15 protein-coding genes and 1 riboswitch are annotated in these 22,746 nt (G+C 57.1%); of the genes, 12 read left to right on the top strand and 3 right to left on the bottom strand.

Going from position 1 to position 22,746, the window contains the following annotated elements:
• Positions 1 to 17 precede the first annotated feature (17 nt).
• Entirely contained in the window at positions 18 to 1,862 is a 1,845-nt protein-coding gene (locus tag NIZ92_RS16750; protein ID WP_254002292.1) for a TonB-dependent receptor, read from the bottom strand.
• 69 nt (positions 1,863 to 1,931) lie between these two features.
• A riboswitch (cobalamin riboswitch) is annotated at positions 1,932 to 2,097 on the bottom strand.
• A 142-nt stretch (positions 2,098 to 2,239) separates the two neighbouring features.
• On the opposite strand from NIZ92_RS16750, the gene metH reads away from it, so the two are divergent.
• A complete protein-coding gene (metH, locus tag NIZ92_RS16745; RefSeq protein ID WP_022983630.1) occupies positions 2,240 to 6,013 on the top strand; it encodes a methionine synthase in 3,774 nt (1,257 codons plus the stop codon).
• Between the two features lies 1 nt (position 6,014).
• Complete coding sequence (locus NIZ92_RS16740) at positions 6,015 to 6,854, top strand: helix-turn-helix transcriptional regulator (protein WP_060185322.1); 840 nt, start codon at positions 6,015 to 6,017, stop codon at positions 6,852 to 6,854.
• A gap of 63 nt (positions 6,855 to 6,917) precedes the next feature.
• On the opposite strand, the gene NIZ92_RS16735 is transcribed toward NIZ92_RS16740, so the two are convergent.
• Entirely contained in the window at positions 6,918 to 8,351 is a 1,434-nt protein-coding gene (locus NIZ92_RS16735) for a DHA2 family efflux MFS transporter permease subunit (protein ID WP_254002291.1), read from the bottom strand.
• Between the two features lie 76 nt (positions 8,352 to 8,427).
• Between NIZ92_RS16735 and NIZ92_RS16730 the strand changes: the two genes are divergently transcribed.
• The 4 genes from NIZ92_RS16730 (at position 8,428) to NIZ92_RS16715 (ending at position 11,380) form a co-directional block, all read left to right on the top strand.
• Entirely contained in the window at positions 8,428 to 8,619 is a 192-nt protein-coding gene (locus tag NIZ92_RS16730) for a DUF3460 family protein (RefSeq protein WP_009458738.1), read from the top strand.
• 45 nt (positions 8,620 to 8,664) lie between these two features.
• Entirely contained in the window at positions 8,665 to 9,507 is an 843-nt protein-coding gene (locus NIZ92_RS16725; RefSeq protein WP_009458739.1) for a ScpA family protein, read from the top strand.
• Between the two features lie 11 nt (positions 9,508 to 9,518).
• Positions 9,519 to 10,367, top strand: coding sequence for a pantoate--beta-alanine ligase (gene panC / locus NIZ92_RS16720; protein ID WP_009458740.1), 849 nt, complete (start codon positions 9,519 to 9,521; stop codon positions 10,365 to 10,367).
• Between the two features lie 737 nt (positions 10,368 to 11,104).
• On the top strand, positions 11,105 to 11,380 hold the full coding sequence (locus tag NIZ92_RS16715; RefSeq protein ID WP_035270375.1) for a response regulator transcription factor: 276 nt from the start codon (positions 11,105 to 11,107) through the stop codon (positions 11,378 to 11,380).
• A 1-nt stretch (position 11,381) separates the two neighbouring features.
• Here the strand turns inward: NIZ92_RS16715 and NIZ92_RS16710 are convergent, their stop codons facing one another.
• Positions 11,382 to 12,020, bottom strand: a complete 639-nt coding sequence (locus tag NIZ92_RS16710) for a hypothetical protein (protein ID WP_009458742.1) — start codon at positions 12,018 to 12,020, stop codon at positions 11,382 to 11,384.
• A 134-nt stretch (positions 12,021 to 12,154) separates the two neighbouring features.
• Between NIZ92_RS16710 and coaE the strand changes: the two genes are divergently transcribed.
• The 6 genes from coaE (at position 12,155) to NIZ92_RS16680 (ending at position 22,730) form a co-directional block, all read left to right on the top strand.
• Positions 12,155 to 12,757: a dephospho-CoA kinase gene (coaE, locus tag NIZ92_RS16705; protein WP_009458744.1), complete on the top strand. Its 603-nt coding sequence runs from the start codon at positions 12,155 to 12,157 to the stop codon at positions 12,755 to 12,757.
• 50 nt (positions 12,758 to 12,807) lie between these two features.
• The gene (gene zapD, locus NIZ92_RS16700; protein ID WP_026484449.1) at positions 12,808 to 13,563 is read left to right on the top strand and encodes a cell division protein ZapD; all 756 of its coding nucleotides are present in this window, start codon (positions 12,808 to 12,810) and stop codon (positions 13,561 to 13,563) included.
• 222 nt (positions 13,564 to 13,785) lie between these two features.
• Positions 13,786 to 15,057, top strand: a complete 1,272-nt coding sequence (locus tag NIZ92_RS16695; protein WP_254002290.1) for an efflux RND transporter periplasmic adaptor subunit — start codon at positions 13,786 to 13,788, stop codon at positions 15,055 to 15,057.
• Positions 15,058 to 15,060: 3 nt separating this feature from the next.
• A complete protein-coding gene (locus tag NIZ92_RS16690; protein WP_026484447.1) occupies positions 15,061 to 18,147 on the top strand; it encodes a multidrug efflux RND transporter permease subunit in 3,087 nt (1,028 codons plus the stop codon).
• A complete protein-coding gene (locus NIZ92_RS16685) occupies positions 18,144 to 21,248 on the top strand; it encodes an efflux RND transporter permease subunit (RefSeq protein WP_035270387.1) in 3,105 nt (1,034 codons plus the stop codon). Before NIZ92_RS16690 ends, NIZ92_RS16685 begins: the two co-directional genes overlap by 4 nt.
• 6 nt (positions 21,249 to 21,254) lie before the next feature.
• A complete protein-coding gene (locus NIZ92_RS16680; RefSeq protein ID WP_254002289.1) occupies positions 21,255 to 22,730 on the top strand; it encodes an efflux transporter outer membrane subunit in 1,476 nt (491 codons plus the stop codon).
• Positions 22,731 to 22,746: the final 16 nt, after the last annotated feature.

The raw sequence follows: 22,746 nt of genomic DNA, 5'->3' as shown, positions 1-22,746 counted from the left end.
AAAGCTGATTTTACTGATTACATGCGCCAGGCAAAGTTCAGGAACACGCTGGAGCCGGCGTTGTTATAGCCACGAGCCAAGGTGTAATCCTTGTCGAGCACATTGTTCCAACGCAGTTGGGCCTCCAGACTGGAGGTCAGAGGGTAGCTGGCGGTCAGGTTCAACAGGCCGTAGCTGCCCAGACGCTGTTCGTTCTTCGCATCTTCATAGCGATGGGAGGCGAACAGGTACTCTGCGCCGGTTTTCAGCTCACCAAACTTGTGCTCCACAGCCACTTTGTAGTTTTGCTTGGCACGGCGCACCAATTGCTTGTCGGTGTTTCTATCTTTTGGATCGGTGAAGTCAGCACTAGCGCTCAAGGTGGTGTCGCCCAGTTGCTTCATGGCCGTCAAAGTCAAGCCGGTGATACGCGCTTTTTCGGTGTTGCTGGTCGTGCACTCGAAGTTGGCGTCACACACATAAGGGTTGATCATGTCGCGGATGCGGTTCTGGTAGACCACCAAGCCCAGCTCAGTCGTATCGTCCGTGTAGCGGATATGGCCTTCGACGTTGCGGGATTTTTCCGGTTTCAGATCCGGGTTGCCTTGGAAGCCCCAGTTGTATGGCGAGTACAAGTCCGCGAACGTAGGTGCACGAAAGCCCGTGTTGGCGGCGACGCCTACTGTCCAGTTGCTGGTGATATCCAGGTCATAGCCCAGGCCACCCGTTACCTTGTTGCCATAGCCACTGATATTGTCGTTACGCACGCTGGCTTGCAGGTGGTGTTGATTGATATCGCCACGGTAAATCAGGGCAAAGGCATTGGTGTTGCGCTTGTCGTCCTTGTGTACGGTGGTGTGGGTCATGCGCTCTTCCAGACGCTCGGCCAGCAAGGAGACGGTATGGCCCTTCGCCACGGTCAGATCGTTTTGCCAACTGTATTGGCGTTGCAGTGTGGAATAGCGAGAGCCAAAGGCGCGGTTTTCCACTGTTTCTTTGCTTAGCGAGGCACTCAGGCGGCTGGTCCACAACTCAGACAGCTTGTTGGTGCTGGTCAGGCCGTAGGCTTGCTGACGTGTTTGCGTGCTGGGGGTGCGGCGTTCGGACAGGCCGTTGTCGAATTGACCATCCATAAAGCTGTTGATGGCAGTCATGCCCAGGTGTTGGCCTTGTGCCCATTCATATCCCAGAGAACCGTTCAGTCCGTGCTGGGTGTAGCCATTTTTGTCCGGGTTGTAGCTGAAGGACAGCGGGTTGGTTGCGTTGAAACCATCGCTGGTGCCGTAGCTGGAAGCCAGGCTGTAGTCCCAGCCTTGGGCCGCACCTGAAAAACCGGCGCTGGCTTTGAAGGTGTCTTGCGAACCCAGGCCTACATTCCCCCATGCGCTCAAGGCACGGTCGCCGCCGCCTTTTTTGGTGATGATGTTCACCACACCACCAATGGCATCCGAGCCATAGAGGCTGCTGCCTGCGCCACGCACAATTTCAATGCGTTCGATCAGGGCGAGGTCAATCGCTTGCCAGTTCACCGAACCACTGGTGGAGCTGTTGATGCGCATCCCGTCGATCATGACGCGGGTATGTTGTGGATTGGTACCGCGCAGGTAAATGCCCGTTGTAGTCTGCGGGCCTCCACTGCTGTAAATCTCCACTCCAGGCTGACGCTGCAAAATTTCGGCCACACTGCTTTGACCCGCTTTCTGCAAGGTTTCCTGATCAATCACCGTCACGTCACCCACCACGTTTTTCAGTGGCTGAGCCATGCGGCTAGGGGTAACAACAATTTGATCCAGTTTGGCGACAGGGGCAGTTTGGGCCGTGGCGATCAAAGGCAGGGCGCCCGCCAGGGCGACCATCAAAGGTCTGATGGACAGTAGTGTCATGGAGATTCCTGTGAGATGTGCGTCCCCGCACATCAGTAAGCGAAGCCGCCCATCGTGGGACGGCCATGAATTCAGGGTCGAGAAGCAGGCTGGTGTCGGGCTTTGCGCGTAGCAGGTACCGTTGCGGGGGCAGCACGTTTGGCAGTTCCAGGGCGGAACCGCTCACGTTTCCCATTTGACTTTCCCAGGCCCAAGGCTGCATGGGCCGGAAAGCACCTCTTTCCGAGCGGAAAATGTTACATGCCGCTGGGGCAAAGGTTAAGTGTTTAGGGTGGATTCGCTGTACAAAGCGCTACAATTGTGGCGCCAATCCACCATTCTCGCGGCTCTTGCTGTCAGATGCCGTCAACGTCCCGTTTCGTGTTACGGAGCTTTTAGTGTCCTATCCTGCTTTGCCTTATCCGATCTCTGCCTATACGCGTGGTACCGAGTTTGCGCGCCGTTTGGGGCAGCAAATTCTGATTCTGGATGGTGCAATGGGCACCATGATTCAGCGTTACAAATTGGGCGAGGCCGATTTCCGGGGCGAGCGCTTCGCGAATCACCATAAGGACGTCAAAGGCAATAACGAATTGCTGTCGCTGGTACGCCCTGACATCATTCGTGAAATTCACGAGAAATATCTGTCCGCCGGTGCCGACGTCATCAGCACCAACACGTTTGGTGCAACGGATATTGCCCAGGGTGACTACGATTTGCAGGGCATCAGCTATGACCTGAACCTGGCTTCTGCCCAACTGGCCTGTCAGGCGCGCGATGCCTTCAGTACACCCGAGTGGCCGCGTTTTGTAGCCGGTGCCTTGGGCCCACAGCCCAAGACGGCTTCTATTTCCCCGGATGTGAATGACCCGGCCGCCCGTAACGTCACCTTTGAGCAGCTGCGTGTAGCGTATACGGAGCAGGTTCGAGCCTTGCTGGATGGTGGCGTCGATATTCTGTTGATTGAAACCGTCTTTGACACGTTGAATGCCAAGGCGGCTGTTTTTGCTCTGGAAACGGTCTTTGATGAACGCGGCGAGCGCGTTCCGGTGATGGTGTCGGGCACGGTCACGGATGCCTCGGGCCGTATCTTGTCTGGTCAGACCGTGGAGGCCTTCTGGAACTCCATGCGTCATGCCCGTCCTATTACGATTGGCCTGAACTGTGCCTTGGGCGCTGCCTTGATGCGCCCTTACGTGGCCGAGCTGTCCAAGATTTGTGACACCTATGTGTGTGTCTACCCCAACGCCGGTTTGCCCAACCCCATGGCGGAGACCGGCTTTGATGAAACACCTGCCGATACGTCCAGCCTGCTGCAAGAGTTCACGCAAGCCGGTTTGGTGAATATGGTGGGTGGCTGCTGTGGCACAACGCCAGAGCACATTGCCGCCATTGCCGAGCTGTGCCGCAAGCTGCCTCCCCGCATTGTTCCTGAAGTTCCTGTCAAAACCCGTTTGTCGGGTCTGGAACCACTGAATATTGACGAAGAAACCCTGTTTGTGAACGTGGGTGAACGTACCAACGTCACGGGCAGCAAGGCTTTCTTGCGCCTGATTCAGCAAGAAAACTACGAAGAAGCCTTGTCGGTGGCCCGTCAGCAGGTGGAAAACGGTGCACAGATTATCGACATCAATATGGACGAAGGCATGCTGGACTCGGCAGCCTGTATGCATCGTTTCCTGAACATGATTGCCTCCGAGCCGGATATTGCCCGCGTGCCCATCATGATCGACAGCTCCAAGTGGGATGTGATCGAAACCGGTTTGCGTTGCGTTCAAGGCAAGGCCATCGTGAACTCCATTTCCATGAAAGAGGGCATTGAGCCGTTCCTGGAACATGCCCGTCTGTGTCGTAAATACGGTGCCGCCATTGTTGTGATGGCGTTTGACGAGCAAGGTCAGGCCGATAGTTACGAGCGTCGGGTGGAGATTTGTGAGCGCGCTTATCGCTTGCTGGTGGACGAAGTCGGTTTCCCACCTGAAGACATTATTTTCGACCCCAACGTCTTTGCTGTTGCAACTGGCATGGACGAACATGCGACTTACGGTCTGGACTTTATTCGCGGTGTTGGCTGGATTCACAAGAATCTGCCGCATGCACGCTTGTCCGGTGGTATTTCCAACGTCAGTTTCTCCTTCCGTGGCAACGAAGCCATGCGCGAGGCCATCCACACCGTCTTCCTGTACTACGCTATTCAGGAAGGTCTGACCATGGGTATTGTGAATGCCGGTCAGTTGGGTGTGTACGCCGATATCGAACCGCATCTGCGCGACTTGATCGAAGACGTGATCCTGAATCGGGCCGAGCCCAAAGGGAAAACCGATCCGGCGGACGAACGCACCCCCACCGAGCGTCTGGTGGAAATGGCCGAGAGCGTCAAAGGCTCCGGCGCCAAGAAAGAGGAAGACCTGAGCTGGCGTGAAACCACCGTCGAACAGCGTCTGATCCACTCTTTGGTGCATGGCATTACCAGCTTCATCGTGGAAGATACGGAAGAAGTTCGTCAGAAGATCGATGCCCAGGGTGGTCGCCCCATCAGCGTGATTGAAGGCCCCTTGATGGACGGCATGAACGTGGTGGGCGACTTGTTCGGTCAGGGCAAGATGTTCCTGCCGCAGGTGGTGAAATCCGCGCGTGTAATGAAACAGGCCGTGGCCCACCTGATTCCCTTTATCGAAGAAGAAAAGCGCCAGATCGAGGCCGCAGGTGGTGATGTGCGCTCCAAAGGCCGCATGGTGATTGCCACGGTGAAGGGCGACGTCCATGACATTGGCAAGAACATTGTGTCCGTGGTGATGCAGTGCAATAACTTTGAAGTGGTCAATATGGGCGTGATGGTGCCTTGTGCCGAGATCCTCGCCAAGGCCAAAGAAGTGGAGGCCGATATCGTGGGTTTGTCCGGCCTGATTACTCCCAGCCTGGAAGAAATGGCCTATGTCGCTTCCGAGATGCAGCGCGACCCGTACTTCCGTGAGCGCAATATTCCTTTGATGATTGGCGGCGCAACCACCAGCCGCGTGCATACGGCGGTGAAGATCGCCCCGCATTACGACGGCCCGGTTATCTATACTCCGGACGCCAGCCGCTGCGTGGGTGTGGCTACCCAATTGGTGTCGGACAATGTGGAAGAGTTTTTGGCCGAAGTGCGCGAGGAATACGAGCAAGTGCGCCAGCGCCATGCCAATCGTAAAGCCACGCCTTTGATCTCGCTGGAAAAAGCGCGCGAAGACAAGCCTGCCATTGACTGGTCCACTTACGTGCCACCACGCCCTAAATTCATTGGCCGCCGCACCTTCAAAAACTACGACTTGGCCGATATTGCCCAGTTCATCGATTGGACGCCGTTTTTCCAGACTTGGAGCTTGTTCGGCAAGTATCCGGCCATTCTGGAAGACAAGGTGGTGGGCGAGCAGGCCAAGACGCTGTTTGCCGAAGGGCAGGCCATGTTGAAGAAAGTCATTGAAGGACGCTGGTTGACGGCAAACGGTGTGATTGCGTTCTACCCCGCCAACACCGTCAATGGCGAAGATATCGAGGTCTACTCGGACGAATCGCGCAGCGAAGTCCTGTTCACCTGGCGCAACCTGCGCCAACAAGGCGTCAAGCGTGAAGGCGTGGATAGCAAGTGTCTGGCTGACTACATTGCTCCGAAAGAAAGCGGCGTGGCCGATTACATCGGCATGTTTGCGGTTACTGGCGGGATTGGCGTGGACAAGCTGTCCGAGCGCTTCCAGGCTGCCGGCGACGATTACTCGGACTTGATGATCAAGGCACTGGGCGACCGTTTTGCCGAGGGCTTTGCCGAATGTCTGCATGCTCGCGTACGTACCGACTTGTGGGGCTATGTCACCGACGAGCGCCTCTCCAACGAAGAGCTGATCGACGAGAAGTACCAGGGCATTCGTCCTGCTCCCGGCTATCCGGCCTGCCCGGAGCACGTAGTCAAGCACGATATGTTCCGTGTCCTGCAGTGTGAAGACATCGAGATGTTCATCACCGACAGCTACGCCATGATTCCGGCTTCCAGTGTGTCGGGCTTCTACTTCAGCCACCCGCAGTCCAAGTACTTCAACGTGGGCAATATTGGTGAAGACCAGTTGCAAGACTATATCCAGCGCAGTGGTCGTACGGAAGAAGACGTACGCCGCAGCTTGTCGGGCGTATTAGGCTGATATGGGAACGACGGGGCCAACAGGGGCTAATCCGGGCGGCGCCGAGAGCGCCTCTCAAACCCGGCGTCAGGCTTTGGGACGATTTTTGCGTAATGCACGCGAGCGTATCCAGCCTGTAGACCTGGGGCTGGCCCCCGGTGTGCGCCGTCGCACTCCTGGTTTGCGTCGCGAAGAAGTGGCGCAGCTGTGCGATATCAGCACCACTTGGTACACCTGGATCGAGCAGGGTCGCGACGTTACCGTGTCCCCCACGGTGTGCGCCCGCCTGGCAACGGTCCTGAAACTGGCCCGGGCCGAGCGCCACTATCTGTTTGAACTGGCTGACTGCGCCGATCCCGAGCATTGGCAGGGTGATATTCAACCCTTGCCGCAAGGCTTGAGCGCATGTGTCGATAGCATCTCCGCCCCGGCCTACATTCTGGACCGCAGCTGGAACGTACTGGCTCGCAACGAAGCCTTGTTGGGTTTGTTCGATGGCTGGCCCGACCGTAGCGAGCAGCCCAATCTGCTGCGTTATATCTTCCTGGACCCGGCAGCGCGCGAGCTGGTGGTGGACTGGGAGCAGCGCGCCAGCCGCGTCGTGGCCGAGTTCCGCGCTGACGTAGGCGCCCATGCGGACGAGGCCGATATACAAGCTTTGATCCAGGAGTTGGCGCAGCAAAGCCAGGTATTCGCTTTCTGGTGGGGACGCCAGACCGTGGTGGAGCGGGAGGGCGGCTTGCGGGATTTCCGGCACCCCAGCCAGGGAGTGCGCCGCTTTCAGCAATTTACCTTTCGCCTGGCGATACGGCCGGATTGCAAGCTGGTGATGTTGCTGGAGGATGAGGATAAGCCGGCGTAAGCGCAGCTTGAGCAAGACAGCAGCTTGAGCCGCTGCGTGCCTTGCTCCTTCAGTCTTGCTGGCCTACTTCTTCTGCAAAGACTCACCATCACTGGCTGACAGCCGGGCAAAGGACAGGCTGGAGATGGCGGTAATAGCACCCAGAATCAAAAACGCCCAGATCGTATCCTGAGTCTCCACACTGCTGGCTCCGCGTAATGCCATGCTGACATTCAGCGTTACCGCCGCACATGCCACCCCCAGACTGATAGCCAGTTGCTGCGCCATGGCAGCAAAACTGCTGGCCTGGCTCATGGCCTCAGAATCCAGGTCGGCGTAGGTCAGGGTGTTGACTGCGGTGAACTGCAGGGAGCGGAAAAAACCGCCTGCGGTCAGGACGGCAATCATGAGCCACATGGGCGTGGTGGCCTGGAACATGGCGCACAGGGCAATGAACAGGCCCGTCAGCCAAGCGTTGACGATCAGGACTTTGCGAAAACCGTAACGCCGGATGATGGGTGGGGCCACCAGTTTCATGCCCAGAGCACCAATGGCACCGGTGAAGGTGATCAGGCCTGCTGATAATGCGCTCATGCCAAAGTTGGTTTGCAGCATGATGGCCAAAAGGAAGGGCGCAGCGCCTAGCGAGAAACGACACAGATTGCCGCCCAGCACGGAAATGGCAAAGGTTTTGGTGCGCAGCAGTGACAAATCAATGATTGGGTAGGTAACTTGTCGGGAGTGCCAAACGTACCATGCGCCAGCGACCAGACCGGCCAGTGTCAGCCAGCCCAAGGTATCCCAGCCCAGCGTGCCATGGCCTACGTTCTCGAAGCTGGTCACCAGAGTGGCCAGACAGATGGCGCTCAAGATAAAGCCCAGCCAGTCCAGGGGCGGGCGCTCTGTGGGGTAGTCCTCGCGGATATAGCGCAGCACCAGGGCAATGCCCAGTATGCCAACGGGGATGTTGATCAGGAAAATCCAGTGCCAGCTGGCGTACGTGACTAAAAAACCACCCACGGGCGGGCCGATGATGGGGCCCAGCAAGGCAGGCAAGGTCAGCACCGCCATAGCGCTTAAAAGCTCATCTTTAGGGACGCGCCGCAGTAAGATAATGCGTCCCACCGGCACCATCATGGCCCCGGCCATGCCTTGTATCACGCGGGAAATGATCAGTTGTGACAGGGTCTGGGACAGGGCACATGCAACAGAACTGGCTGTAAAGAGTAGAATGGCGGCCAGGAACACCTTGCGAGCACCAAAGCGGTCTGCAGCCCATCCACTGATTGGAACGAATACCGCCACGGCCAGCAGGTAGCTGGTAATGATGGTATTCATGCGGATGACGCTGGTATCCAGCGACAAGGCCATCGTGGGCAGGGCAGTGGCTACAACCGTAGAGTCCAGCATTTGCATGAACAATGCACATCCCACAATGTAGGGAATAATGCGTATGGCTCGACGCTCTTGAGGGGACATGGTCGCCGGTTTGGCGGCTTCGGTCTGTTCAGATGCCATGCGGCGAACTCTCTGGTGTGCGGTGCAGTAAACTCAAACTTTTCTGTTATCCAATTTATTTAGGCGTACAGGTATTATGGCAAAGAATTTCGAATCCGAAATTACCCAGTTTCTTAAACAGTATAAAGAGCAGAACGCGGATACCGAAGCACGGCAGCGTGAAGGCCGTTATCGTCTGTGGGACAAGCAGATTGACCAGGAACTGCAAGACGGTTACAAGGCTGCTCGCACGCCTCAGAAACCTTACGTGTACTACGAAAACAACTAAATCTGTACACCTGCGCCTGTGACTGAGATCGCACAGCAGACTGTTGTGGATACGCCAGCTCCTCAGCCCGAGGATGTGCTGGCGCGCCTTTATGGTGAGCCGCTGTTTGCGATCCCTCAGGATCTGTATATTCCGCCTGATGCGCTGGAAGTATTTCTGGACGCCTTTGAAGGCCCGCTGGATCTGTTGCTGTATCTGATCCGCAAGCAAAACTTCAATGTGCTGGATATTCCGATGGCCCAGGTCACCGGGCAGTATCTGGCCTATGTGGAGCAGATCCGCGCCACCAATCTGGAGCTGGCGGGGGAGTATCTCTTGATGGCCGCGCTGCTGATCGAGATTAAATCCCGCATGTTGCTGCCAGTACGGCGCGCTGACACGGGCGAAGAGGTGGATGATCCGCGTGCCGAGCTGGTACGCCGGCTGCTGGAATACGAGCGCATGAAGGAAGGCGCGCGTCGTCTGGACGAGCTACCCTTGATGGGGCGCGACTATCTGCTGGCCAATGCCCAGGCCGAACTGGTTATTGAGGCCATTCCGCCGGAAGTGAATGCGGATGATTTGCGCGAGGCCTGGCTGGGCATCTTGAAGCGTGCCAAGCTCAATGCCAGTCATAAGATTACGCGTGAGCAGTTGTCGGTGCGCGATCACATGAGCCAGATTCTGCGACGTTTGCAGCATGTGCGCTTCATGGAGTTTACAGAGCTGTTTAATGAACGCCTGGATCAGGGTGATCCGGCGGCGGTGCTTGTCGTGCATTTTCTGGCGATGCTGGAATTGGCACGAGAGTCACTGCTTGAAATCACGCAGGCCGAGCCCTACGCTCCTATTTATTTGCGCCTGACTTATATTCGAGCGCAGGCCGATGGGCCTGATCTTATTCCGTAGCGGAGAATTTTTTGAAAGTCGTCCATAACATCCAAGAACTGCGCGATCAGCTCCAGGGCCAGACACGCGTGGCATTTGTGCCAACCATGGGGAATCTGCATCGAGCTCACCTGGACTTGATGAAGTTGGCTCGTCAGCATGGCGATCCGGTGGTGGCCAGTATTTTTGTGAACCGCCTGCAGTTTGGCCCTAACGAGGATTTTGATCGTTACCCGCGCACTTTGCAGGAAGATGCGGCCAAGATGGAGCAGGAGCGCGATGTGTATGTCTTGTTTGCTCCTTCGGAGCGCGAGATGTACCCCGAGCCACAGAGTTTTCGCGTCAGCCCGCCTGATCATTTGGGTCGTATCCTGGAGGGTCATTTCCGTCCTGACTTCTTTGAAGGCGTGTGTACGGTTGTGTTGAAGCTGTTTTCCTGTGTGCAGCCGCGTGTGGCTGTATTTGGGAAGAAGGATTATCAGCAGTTGATGGTGGTGCGCCAGATGGTGCGTCAGTTCCAGTTGCCGGTAGAGATTCTGGCTCACGAGACGGTGCGGGAAGAGGATGGTTTGGCCATGTCTTCGCGTAATCGCTATTTGAGTCCCGAGGAACGCGCTCAGGCTCCGCAGATTTATTACGCACTGCAGGAAATGAATGAGCGTTTGCAGCAAGGTCAAAGCCGCGAGGAGATCGAGGCTTATGCGACCAAGAAGATGACGGATCTGGGCTGGAAGGTGGACTATATGGCCTTGCGTCGTCAGTCGGATTTGCTGGAACCGACGCCAGAGCAAATTGCAGCTGGTGAACCGTTGGTGGCATTGGCCGCTGCCAAATTGGGCGCGACGCGTTTGATCGACAACCTGGAAATGGTTAAAGCCTGATTTCTTGTGTTGTTTGGTGAGAAAAGCACAGTTTTTACTGTGCTTTTTTTATATCTGCGTGGTTTGTTTTTGCAGTCTTTGTCTTTGCCTGGTTCTTTGATTGGGGTGGTGGCAGTTCAGGCCCATTCATGCCAGGGAGGGACTCAGTAAGACGCCACTCTGACGCGCAGCTCTGGGGGGCGGCTGACTACTTGCCGGTGCTGCGCACCGGTGCCCTTGTCGAGAGATAGCTACGGGCGCACCCTGAAGTCACCCGGTACTTGGTCCCCCGGACCAAGTACAAGCGTCGGGTTCAAACAGCAGGGTGCTTGCATCCCTGCGCTATCTCCCGCCGGCGGCAAGCAGTCTGAATCGCCGCCCCCCAGAGCTGCGCCTCAGAGTGGCTCATGGCCGTGAATGCTCATCTCTGCTGGCAGTTTATGGGGCCGGGTTTGTTGTGTTGCGTTGTGTTGTGGTGAGGTGGGGTGTTTGAGCGATCCGGGGGGGGACCCAGGTGATTGTTGTGTTTCTTGGGGGGATGAGGCTGTAGCTTTGTCTGCGTTTATCCCCAATTTGAGGCGTAAAAAGATGGTTTTCCGACGCATTGAAAACCGTATATCTATATTAGTCCTGTGACAAAAACATCCCGTACAAGTTAACAGTCGCGTAGTCCCTGCCTAAAATGACAAACTCTGTCTATGGTTGATTTTTCACATCGCAGGCGGCCTGTTCGCCTGGTACAGATATACGAGACTGACATGGTATTGAATAGTCATTTGCCCGCCTCTGTGCTGTTTGAAAGTCTGACTCCGCGCGAGCGCGACGTGCTGTCTTATATCGCCATTGGCAAGGCGAACAAGGTGATTGCGGCTGAATTGGCGATTTCCCAGCGTACGGTGGAGGCGCATCGGGCACGCGTTTTTCAGAAGTTACGCGTGCGCAATGCGGTTGAATTGACCCGCTTTGTATTTAGCGAGCCGGGCTTGCGCGATGTGCTGCCGCCAAGCCTGGTGGGCAGCCTGTCTATGCCTTAGATTAGCGGCAGGCAGGAGTGGCCTGGCCGTCCAGCTCGCTGATCGGGTCGATGTCGGCTTGGCGAGTCAGGTGGCTCTCCAGCGTAGGGCGTTGCTGGTTAAAGGTGTGAATGCGCAGTACGTTGTTGTTCACAAAGCTCAGATCGGCCAAGGTCGAGTCGTTGTTGGCCAGCAAAGCGATGCGGGTAGGCTGTGTGCCGATAGGTACCCAGCAGCCGCTCATGCGGTGTTCTTCGCCAGCGCCCAGCGGGGTGGCACGCAAGCGCCATTGGCCAGCAGGAGCCAGGGTTACGCTGATTTTGTAGGGCTCACATGCGCCGCCTTGTGGTGGGCAGGACAGGGTGCCCAGAAAGGTTTTGGGCTCGGCCAGCTCTGGAACGCTACGGTCGACCATGGCGGCAGGCTGCTGGGCTCGGGCCGGTGTAATGGCGTGCAGGCCTTCCTGGTTACCGAAGCCTAAATTGATTTGCGAGGGGGCACGGGCGGTGCCGCTACCTTGCGCTTGGCGCAGGGCGTCTTTCTGGGTGGAGTCACGACCCTCGTTAGGGGTAGGCTGAACGGGTGCCTGGGCACATGCTGCCAGCAAAACGACCGAAAGCAAGGTAAGGGAACGCAGGGGGGAAATCTTGGTGAAAGACATGGCGGGCTTCCGTGGACTGGTTGATAGCTGAATTCTACGCTAGACCTGGGGCGGCGGGACAGTATCAGGTCTATTCAGGGTAGGAGGATTGGCGCGGGTACGTTACAGTTTTGTTTTTTATCCGTGGATTGCGCATGCTGACAATTGGGCTGACCGGTGGAATTGGATCGGGCAAAAGCCAGGTGGCCAATTTTTTTGCCTCTTGGGGGGCGGCTGTCGTGGATACGGATGTCATCGCGCATGAGTTGACCGCGCCCGGTGGTCTGGCCATTGAGCCGATTCGCGCTGCCTTTGGGGCACAGGCCTTGGCCGCGGATGGTTCCATGGACCGGGATTGGATGCGGGCCTGTGTATTTGCCGATCCTGATGCCCGTCATCGACTCGAGGCGATCATTCATCCCCTGATTTGGAACGTAACAAAAGCACAGACCTTGAAAGCGCAAGGATGTTATCTTGTTGTGGTTGTACCCTTGCTGGTGGAATCAGGACGATGGCGAGACCGTGTGGACCGGATTTGCGTTGTAGATTGTGATGAAGCGACCCAGATCGAGCGTGTTCAAAAGCGCAACGGGCTGGCAGTGGCCACAATTGAACGTATCATGGCAGCACAGGCGCAACGTCAGCAGCGCCTGGATGTGGCCGACGACGTGGTTCTGAATGACGGGCAGACGACTTTGCCCCTGTTGGAAGAGCGGGCGCGAGCCGTACATCAACGCTGGTGTGCCTTGACTGCCTGACAACACGACGTGTCTGACCCTCCAGTCGACAGAAAAAGGTTTTTAAACGCGTGACTCTATACGAATACCCCTGCAATGAGCGTGTCCGGGCTTTACTGAGAGTCGAATACTTGTTCGATAGGCTGTTTCATTTTTCGGCCAACCAGGATGCGTACTCGCATCAGATCGCTGTAGCGACTTTGTTTGATTTACTGGACATCTCGGATCGAACCGATTTGCGTTCTGCTGTTCTTCAAGACCTGGAGCGTCAACGCGTGGCGCTGGCTGCGCTGCGTGAACACCCCGGTGTTCAGCTGCAGGCGCTGGACAAGATGATTGAACAAATTGTGCGCGCTTCTGCTGACCTCTCGGCCCAGGGGAGGGTGGGGCAGGGCCTGCGTGAAAATGAATGGTTGGCCAGTTTGCGGGGCCGGGTTGCTGTGCCCGGTGGTACGTCGCAGGTGGACATGCCTTCTTATTATTCCTGGCAACAGCGCCCCGATGCCGATCGTGTCCAGGATTTGCGCCGTTGGTCCGAGTCTTTCCTGCCACTGTATCAAGGTCTGGCCTTGATTTTGCGCTTGCTGCGCCAGTCGGGTGACTCGGCAGACCAACTGGCCCGTGACGGTTCCTATCAAGAAATGCTGGCAGGCAAGACCTTCCAGTTGCTGCGGGTGTGGGTGGACGCCGGTGCGTGCATCTATCCGGAAATGAGCGCTAACCGCTACGTCATCTGGATACGCTTTGTGCAGCAAGATAATCAATTGAAACCGCAGGCCGTGACGGGGGATATCCCCTTCAGGCTGGCCCGTTGCAACTTCGGCTGAAAACGCTGTTCATATAAGGTTCAGACTGCCGCTTTTATACTTGCTGTGCCAGCGTGGTCTAGCAGGGATGCGGTTTTGTCAGCGCTTGTATCTCTTTATCGTTTGAAACTAATTGCTATCGTGTTTTGGCTGCATAATGCGTGTCGCCGTCACGATCGGTAGTGCTTAAACGCTTATTTAGACCGTGCATAGAGACAATCAAGTTTTAGCCGGGGAGTATTCATGTCGGAGTTGAACACAGGCAGAGGTCGGCGGTCCCGATCCTTCTATGTCTGGGTGGTGGTGGGGCTGCTGGTGACAGCAGGCCTCGTTTATTACGCCCTGTCTTCCCCTTCCAGTACGTCCACTCCCATGCGCGGGCCTCGCGGCATGATGGGGGCGACTAAAGTCCCGGTGCAGGTGGCCACGGTCAAGGAAGGCCTGATCGACCAAACGGTCAATGCGATTGCCACGGTCAAACCTTTGCAAACAGTCGCCTTGCGCGGTGAAGTTGATGGTGTGCTCGAACGCATCCACTTCAAGGACGGCCAACGTGTAAAGGCCGGCGATTTGCTGGCCGAGATTGATCCGCGTACCTATCAGGTGCAACTGGATCAGGCGCGTGGCCAATTGGCGCAGAATCAGGCTCAGCTCAAAGGGGCGCAGCAGGAACTGGCCCGCCACCGCGTCCTGTTTCAACAGAATTCTATTGCTCGCCAGGCCTTGGAAACCAAGGAAACGGCCGTTCAGCAACTGCAGGCACAGATCAAATCCAATCAAGCAGAGGTGGCCCGTGCGCAGGTCCAGCTGGATCGCACTCGTATTACGGCGCCTTTGGATGGCCGCCTGGGTTTGCGCAAGCTGGATCAGGGCAATCTGGTGTCTGCCGGTAGTACTGATGGGATTGTCGTCATTACCCAGACGGATCCCATAGGCGTGGAGTTCTCCTTGCCGCAGAATCAATTGAGCAGCCTGCTGGAGGCCATGAAACAAAGCGAATCGCCTTTGCGGGTGTCCCTGATCGACAGCAAGGGTCAGCTCTTGTCGGACAAGGGCCGTTTGCAGGCACTGGATAACCAGATCGACATCAATACCGGCACGCTGAAAGTGAAGGCCGAATTTGATAATGCCGATGAAACCTTGTTTGCTAATCAGTTTGTCAATTCCCGTGTCTTTTTGGGCCAGGAACAAGGCTTGCTGATCCCATCGCACGCTGTGCAACGGGGTTCGGTGGGCACGTATGTGTACACCTTGGATGCCGAGGACAAGGTCCATATCCAGGTGGTGGAATTGGGTACGGCCACGCTGGAATTGACCTTGATTAAAACCGGCCTGAAAGAGGGCGATCGTGTGGTGGTTGAAGGGACTGACCGTTTGCGTGAAGGCTCGGAGGTCGAGGTGATGCAGCAAGATGGTCAGGCCAAGGAAAAGCCTGCGCTCGATGATGCCGCCGACAAGCCAGAGCAAGGCAAACGTCCGGGTGAGGGTCGCCGTCCACGTCCTGCAAGCGAGTAAGCCGTGAGCATGTCGCGTATCTTTATCCTGCGCCCGGTGGCTACCACCTTGGCGATGGTGGCCTTGCTGGTGTCCGGCTTGCTGGCCTATCGCATGTTGCCCGTAGCCGCTTTGCCGCAGGTGGATTACCCCACTATTCAGGTGGTCACGCTCTATCCGGGCGCTAGCCCGGATGTAGTGGCGGCCTTGATCACTTCACCGCTGGAGCGGCGCTTCGGCAGCATGTCGGGCCTGTCGCAGATGATTTCGTCCAGCTCGGGCGGGGCATCGCGCATTACCTTGCAGTTTGATTTGGGCTTGCCCCTGGATGTGGCCGAGCAAGAGGTGCAGGCGGCGATTAATGCCGCCTCCAATATGCTGCCCAATGATTTGCCTGCACCGCCTATCTATAACAAGGTCAATCCGGCTGATACCCCGGTTATTTCTTTGGCGGTGACTTCCCCCAATATGCCCCTGCACGAGGTGCGCGACCTGATTGATGTGCGGGTCGCACAAAAGCTCTCGCAGGTGACGGGCGTGGGTCTGGTCAGCATTGCGGGTGGTCAGGAACCAGCCATGCGCATTCAGGCTGATCCCAACGCCTTGGCCGTCCGCAATCTGACCTTAAGTCACCTGCGGCAGGCGGTGGTCGCGGCCAACGTGAACCAGCCCAAAGGCAATCTGGATGGGCCTCAGCGTTCCACCAGCATCGGTGCCAATGAACAACTGAAAACGGTACAGGATTATGAAAATCTGATCGTCAGCTACAAGGACGGTGCTGCCGTGCGTCTGGGCGAACTGGCCAAGGTGGTGCGGGATGCGCAGGATGTGCGTCAGGCCGCCTGGATGGGCACTGTGCCTGCGATCTTGCTGAATATTCAGCGTCAGCCTGGCGCCAACGTCATTGATGTAGTGGACCAGATTCAAAGCCTGCTGCCCGAGATACGCCGTTCCTTGCCGGTCGGTGTGGATGTGGAAGTCGCCACGGACCGCACCCAGACCATTCGGGACTCGGTTGACCATGTGCAAAAGGAAATGATGCTGGCCATTGTGCTGGTGGTGCTGGTGACTTTTGTGTTCCTGCGCACGTGGACGGCTACGCTGATTCCCAGCGTTGTCGTGCCTATCTCCCTGATCGCCACCTTTGCCATCATGCTGATGTGGGGATTCAGTATCAATAACCTGACCCTGATGGCCTTGACGGTTGCCACCGGCTTTGTGGTTGATGATGCGATCGTGATGATCGAGAACATCGCCCGCTATATCGAAAAGGGCGAAACCGCCTTGCAGGCCGCCTTGAAGGGCGCAGCGCAAATTGGCTTTACCCTGCTGTCACTGACCATCTCCCTGATCGCAGTGCTGATTCCGTTGCTGTTCATGAGTGATGTCATCGGCCGTTTGTTCCGTGAGTTTGCCATTACCCTGGCCGTCGCCATCCTGCTGTCCCTGTTCATTTCGCTGACGCTCACGCCCATGATGTGTGCGCGTATGCTCAAGCCCGAGGACGAGCGCCAGTATGGCCGTTTCACGACCTGGTTGGGTGATCAGATGGACCGCATCATTGCGGCTTACGACCGTGGCCTGATTGTGGTGCTGCGCCACCAGACGCTGACCTTGTGGGTAGCTCTGGGCACAGTGGTGTTGACGGGCCTGCTGTACGTGATCGTCCCCAAAGGCTTTTTCCCACAACAGGATACCGGCCTGATTCAGGCGATTACCCAAGGACCGCAAACCGCGTCGTTCCGCGCAATGGGGAATTTGCAGCAGCAAGCCGTTGCGATTGTGCTGGAAGATCCGGATGTGGAAGCCGTCACGTCCTTTATCGGGGTAGATGGCACGAACGCCACCTTGAACAATGGCCGTCTGCAAATTGCTTTGAAGCCCATTGGTTCAGGCCGGGCCAGCGCCAATGAAATCATGGCCAGGCTCGATGAGCGTCTGAAAGATATTCCCGGTTTGTCGGTTTACCAACAGTCCATTCAGGAGCTGACGGTAGACGATCAGATCAGCCGTAATGTGTACCAGATGGCCTTGTCGGACCCGGAAACAGAGGTGCTGACGACCTGGATGCCGCGCTGGCTGGATGCCGTCAACGCCTTGCCGCAGATTAAAGATGCATCCATGAGCCTGCAAAACGATGGCCTGCAAGTGCTGCTGGATATAGACCGGGATGCGGCAGCCCGTGTGGGCGTGACCAAGGCAAATATCGATGATGCACTGTACGACGCGTTCGGACAGCGTTTGATCTCCACGATCTACACGCAGTCTGCCCAGTACCGTGTCGTGCTGGAGGTAAAGGATCAATATCGCCAAGGCCCGCAGGATCTGGAAAATATTCATGTAATGACAGCGGCAGGTACACCTGTGCCGATTACTTCCCTGGCGCGCATTCAGCTGGTTCCCACAACGTTATCGGTAGAGCGCTTGGGACAGTTCCCGTCCGTGAACGTATCCTTTGACCTGGCTGATGGCTATTCCTTGTCCGACGCCATTGAAGCCATTGAAACCGTGCCCGACCAGATCGGTATGCCATCCTCGGTGGATACCCGCTACCTGGGTGCCGCCAAGGCCTTCCATGCCTCTTTGTCCAGCACGCTGTGGCTGATGTTGGCCGCCGTGCTGACCATGTACATCGTGCTGGGTGTTTTGTACGAAAGCTATATCCACCCCATCACTATTTTGTCGACCTTGCCTTCGGCTGCCATCGGGGCGTTGCTTGCCTTGCTGTTGGCCGGGCGGGATCTGGATATGGTGGGGGTGATCGGGATCATCCTGCTGATTGGTATCGTGAAAAAGAACGCCATCATGATGATCGACTTCGCCCTGGAGGCGCAGCGCGAGCAGGGCATGAAACCGCAAGAGGCCATTCATCAAGCCGCCTTGCTGCGTTTCCGCCCCATTTTGATGACGACTCTGGCGGCCTTGTTCAGTGCCATCCCTTTGATGCTGGCCACCGGCTCTGGCGCAGAGCTGCGTCAACCCTTGGGACTGGTCATGGTGGGCGGTCTCTTGGCTAGCCAAGTGCTGACCCTGTTCACGACTCCCGTGATCTATCTGTTTTTTGACCGCTTTACCCGTAATGGCGCCAAGTCGGTACGCGAGTCGACATGAAACGCTTGTTAGGGCTGTTTATCTTCCGGCCAGTGGGCTCCAGCCTGCTGGCACTGGCGATGGTCTTGGTGGGCGCATTGGCCTTGCGGCTCTTGCCCGTGGCGTCTTTGCCGGAAATGGATTTTCCGGTGATTGCGATTTCGGCCAATTTGCCCGGTGCCAGCCCTGAAACCATGGCTTCCAGTGTGGCCACGCCACTGGAGCAGGCTTTAGGTTCTATTGCCGGGGTGTCGGAAATGAGCTCTCGCAGCAGCGAGGGTTCCACCCAGATCATGCTGGTATTTGAACTGGACCGAGATATTGAAGGGGCTGCACGCGATGTGCAGGCCGCTATCAACCAGGCCCGGCCCATGTTGCCTTCGGGCATGTCCAGCGTGCCCACCTACGAGAAGGTCAACCCGTCGTCCATGCCTATCATGGTGCTGGCGCTGACCTCGCAGACGGCCAACAAGGCCCAGCTGTTTGATATGGCCAGCGGCATTGTGCAGCAGAAGCTGGCACAGATTCCGGGCGTGGGTTCGGTAGACGTGGGCGGTGGCTCCTTGCCAGCGGTACGGGTGGGATTGAATCCCAAGGCATTGGCCTCGGCTGGCATTGCGCTGGACGATGTGCGTTCGGTGATCAATAACGCCAACAGTTTGCGTCCTAATGGCTACCTGGAAAGCGAGCAGGGCCAGTGGCAGATCAACTCGGGCAAGCAGTACAACCAGGCACGGTTTTTTGACCCCTTGATTCTGAAGAATCAGGACGGGCAGGTTATCCGTTTGGGGGATGTCGCCAAGGTCGAGGACTCTGTTGAGAACATTCACAGCATGGGTTACTGGAATAACCAGGAAGCGGTGCTGTTGATTGTGCGTCGTCAGGCGGGCGCCAATATTATCGAGACGGTCAATACCATTCGTGAACGCCTGGCTGGTATCGAGGAAATGCTGCCCAGCCAGGCGCAATTGACAGTGGCTCAGGATCGTACGCCCAGTATTCGCGCCACGCTGGAAGAGGCTCAACTGACACTGATTATTGCGGTGGCCCTGGTGGTGCTGGTGGTCTTGCTGTTCCTGCGAAACTGGCGCGCTGCTTTAATTCCGGCCATTGCCGTCCCGGCGTCCTTGATCAGTACCTTTGCCTTCATGCATTTGTTCGGCTTTACGCTGAACACCATTTCCCTGATGGCTCTGATTGTCGCTACTGGTTTTGTGGTGGATGACGCCATCGTGGTGCTGGAAAGCATTATGCGTTACCTGGAAAAAGGCTTGTCCCCCATGCGGGCGGCCTTGCGCGGGACGCGGGAGGTGGGCTTTACCGTCACGGCCATGAGCTTGTCGTTAGTGGCCGTGTTCATTCCCTTGTGGTTGATCGGGGGGCTGGCGGGGCGCTTGTTCATGGAGTTTGCCGTCACCTTGTGTACCGCCGTGCTGGTGTCCCTGGTGATCTCCTTGATGCTGACTCCCATGATGTCATCGCGCCTGCTGCGTCCTGGGCCGCAAGAGCATGAGTCCACCAACCCTATCAGCCGCTTTTTGGGCTGGATAGGCAGCGTCAGCTGGCGTGGCTACCGTCGTTCATTGGGGTGGGCGCTCAAGCACCATCGACTGATGTTGTTCTCCTTGTTCGTCACGATTGGCCTGAATGTGTACCTCTACGCCGTAGTGCCCAAGGGGCTGTTCCCACAGCAGGATACTGGCCAGTTGATGGGTTTTTTCCGAGTCGACCGGGGGACCTCTTTCCAGTCCATGGTGCCCAAGCTGGAATACTTCCGTTCTATCCTGAATCAGGACCCGGACATTCGTTCGGTGGCCGTGTTTGCCGGTGGCCGCAGTGGCAGCACCTCGTCCTTTATTCTGGTTGAGCTCAAACCTATGGACGAGCGCAAGGCCAGCACGACGGATATTGTGAATCGTCTGCGCGAGCCTTTATCTACCACGCCGGGGGCGCGCATGTTCATGGTGCCGCAGCAGGATATTCCGGTCGGTAGCGGGGGCGGTGGGCGCAGTGGCTCTTACGACTATTCCTTGCTGGGCAGTGATCTGGAGCTGTTGAAAACCTGGTTGCCCAAGGTTCAGCAAGCCATGGCCGAATTGCCAGAGCTGGTGGACGTGGACACTGGCACGGACGATAAGGCAGGCCTGGTCCAGCTGGAAATTGACCGCGATATGGCCACGCGCCTGGGCATTGATATGTCCATGGTGGCGGGGACCTTGAATAACTCCTTTTCCCAGCGTCAGGTTTCCACGATTTTTGGCCGCTTGAACCAGTATTACGTAGTCATGGAAGTGGAGCCGCGTTTTGCGCAGGATCTGGAGTCCCTGAAGGAAATCGAGGTTGTTGCCAAAGACGGCACCCGCGTTCCTTTGTCTGCCTTTACGCGCTTTACGACCGGCACCGCGCCGCGCAGCATTAACCATATGGGTTTGCTGGTGGCCGAGTCTGTGTCCTTCGGTTTGGCCGAAGGCGTCACCCTCAGTCAGGCAACGGCGGCCATTGAGCAGGCCATGGCTCGTATTCAGCTTCCTACACGCGAGATCCAGGCCGGGTTTGAAGGTAATACGGCGCAGATGCTCGATGCCCTGGCCAAGCAACCCATGATGTTCCTGGCTGCCTTGGTGGCTTTGTATATCGTGCTGGGGATGCTGTACGAGAGCTATATGCACCCGCTCACCATTCTGTCCACTTTGCCTTCGGCTGGGATTGGGGCATTGCTGGCCCTGATGATGACCAGTGGCGAGTTCAACCTGATTGCCATGATCGGGGTGTTCTTGCTGATTGGTATCGTCAAGAAGAACGCCATCATGATGGTGGATTACGCCTTGCAAATGGAGCGTGAGCGCGGCATGGGTTCGCGTGAAGCTATTTACGAAGCCTGCCTGGTGCGATTCCGCCCCATCATGATGACGACCTTGTCCGCCATTTTTGGTGCTATTCCTTTGATTCTGGCCTCCGGGCCGGGCGTGGAAATGCGCCAGCCCTTGGGCGTCACCATTGTGGGTGGTTTGGTGCTCAGTCAAATCCTGACCTTGTACACCACGCCGGTGGTTTATCTTTATCTGGATCGTTTGCGCCATCGCTTCATGCGCCGCAAGAACCAGACAACTTTGAATATATAAGCTGATATGCCTACTTCTAACGCCATGATTCTTCCGCGCTTCGCACTGGCTGGGATGGTGCTGCTCCTGTCCGCATGTGCTGTTGGCCCTGATTATCAGCGGCCCGAAGCGCCGGTGGGCGAGCACTTCAGGGAAGAGGTACGGTCCACGGCCTGGAAGCAGGCCGAACCGGCTGATTTGAAAGACCGCGGCCCCTGGTGGGAGAGCTTCAACGATGGCGTGCTCAACACCCTGATGCAAAGCCTGAACGAGCAGAACTTCACTTTGCAGCAGGCACAGGCACGCGTTCGTCAGGCGCAGGCCACCCTGTCCAACACGCGTTCGACCCAGTTCCCGCAAGTAGGCAGTTCGGTCGGCACGACAAGGCGTGGCAGTGGGTCGGGTGATACCAGCCAAAGCAGCAGCGCCTATGACGCCAGCATCACGGTGAATTGGGAAGTGGACTTGTGGGGGCGGATTCGCCGTCAGGTAGAGGCCGGTGATGCGGGCCTGCAAGCCAGTGCTGCGGATATGGCTGCTACACGCTTGAGCCTGCAGTCTCAATTGGCACAGACTTATTTGCAGTACCGCAGTGTGGAGTCCAGCGAGCGAGTGCTGGATGAAACCGTGGCCGCGTACGAGCGTTCTTTGCAAATCAATCAGAATCGCCTGGACGCCGGGTTTTCGGCACCGGGAGATGTGGCTGCAGCCTTAAGCCAGCTAGAGGGGGCTCGCACCCAGCGCTTGGCCTTGAATCGCGAGAAGGCCACCTACCTGCATGCGATGGCTGTGTTGGTAGGCCGCGCACCTTCCCAGTTTGAGGTGGTGCCTCATGCGCCCTGGCCTGTTGCTCCGGATATTCCGGTGGGTCTGCCATCCAGTTTGCTGGAACGTCGCCCCGATGTGGCCCGTGCCGAGCGTCGCATGGCGCAGGCCAATGCCCAGATTGGTGTGGCCAAGGCTGCCTGGTTTCCCAGTCTGAGCCTGAAGGCCAGTGGAGGGTTCAGCAGCAGTGATCTTAGCGAATGGCTGACGGCACCCGCGCGTGTCTGGTCCCTGGGCCCAGCCTTTGCCCTGACTTTGCTGGATTTTGGGGCACGCCGTGCGCAAGTCGAGCAGGCCGAGGCCAGCTATGACGAACAATTGGCTGCCTATCGTCAGACGGTGCTGGATGCGTTGAAGGAAGTGGAAGATGCCTTGTCTGAACGCAATGGCCTGGAGCTGGAGCAAGCCAGCCAGGCGCGTTCTCTGGCCGCGGCACGCGAGTCCTTGCGGCTGACACGCAATCAGTTTGATGCTGGTCTGGTGGATTTCCTGAGTCTGGCACAAACCCAGGCTACGGCACTGTCGGCCGAGCGGCAGGCTTTGGACCTGGAGTCTCAACGCCTGCGGGCGGCGGTCAAGCTGATGGTGGCCTTGGGTGGTGGCTGGGATGTGACGACAGGTCTGAATCCCGAAGAGTCTAAAGCGCTAGAAACTGATTCTGCCGCTAAAACAGAATAGGCCTGACCTGACCTGA

Origin of the sequence: Alcaligenes sp. 1735tsa3 (assembly GCF_024134565.1) — a bacterium.
Taxonomy (GTDB): Bacteria; Pseudomonadota; Gammaproteobacteria; order Burkholderiales; family Burkholderiaceae_B; genus Alcaligenes; species Alcaligenes phenolicus.
The sequence above is the reverse complement of the archived record's forward strand: the minus strand, read 5'-3'. Positions and strand labels throughout refer to the sequence as shown.

Excerpts from the sequence above, each read along its gene's own strand:
- NIZ92_RS16750 (WP_254002292.1), bottom strand. The coding sequence starts at position 1,862 with ATGACACTACTGTCCATCAGACCTTTGATGGTCGCCCTGGCGGGCGCC.
- NIZ92_RS16740 (WP_060185322.1), top strand. The coding sequence starts at position 6,015 with ATGGGAACGACGGGGCCAACAGGGGCTAATCCGGGCGGCGCCGAGAGC.
- NIZ92_RS16735 (WP_254002291.1), bottom strand. The coding sequence starts at position 8,351 with ATGGCATCTGAACAGACCGAAGCCGCCAAACCGGCGACCATGTCCCCT.
- NIZ92_RS16730 (WP_009458738.1), top strand. The coding sequence starts at position 8,428 with ATGGCAAAGAATTTCGAATCCGAAATTACCCAGTTTCTTAAACAGTAT.
- NIZ92_RS16715 (WP_035270375.1), top strand. The coding sequence starts at position 11,105 with ATGGTATTGAATAGTCATTTGCCCGCCTCTGTGCTGTTTGAAAGTCTG.
- NIZ92_RS16710 (WP_009458742.1), bottom strand. The coding sequence starts at position 12,020 with ATGTCTTTCACCAAGATTTCCCCCCTGCGTTCCCTTACCTTGCTTTCG.
- coaE (WP_009458744.1), top strand. The coding sequence starts at position 12,155 with ATGCTGACAATTGGGCTGACCGGTGGAATTGGATCGGGCAAAAGCCAG.
- NIZ92_RS16695 (WP_254002290.1), top strand. The coding sequence starts at position 13,786 with ATGTCGGAGTTGAACACAGGCAGAGGTCGGCGGTCCCGATCCTTCTAT.
- NIZ92_RS16685 (WP_035270387.1), top strand. The coding sequence starts at position 18,144 with ATGAAACGCTTGTTAGGGCTGTTTATCTTCCGGCCAGTGGGCTCCAGC.
- NIZ92_RS16680 (WP_254002289.1), top strand. The coding sequence starts at position 21,255 with ATGCCTACTTCTAACGCCATGATTCTTCCGCGCTTCGCACTGGCTGGG.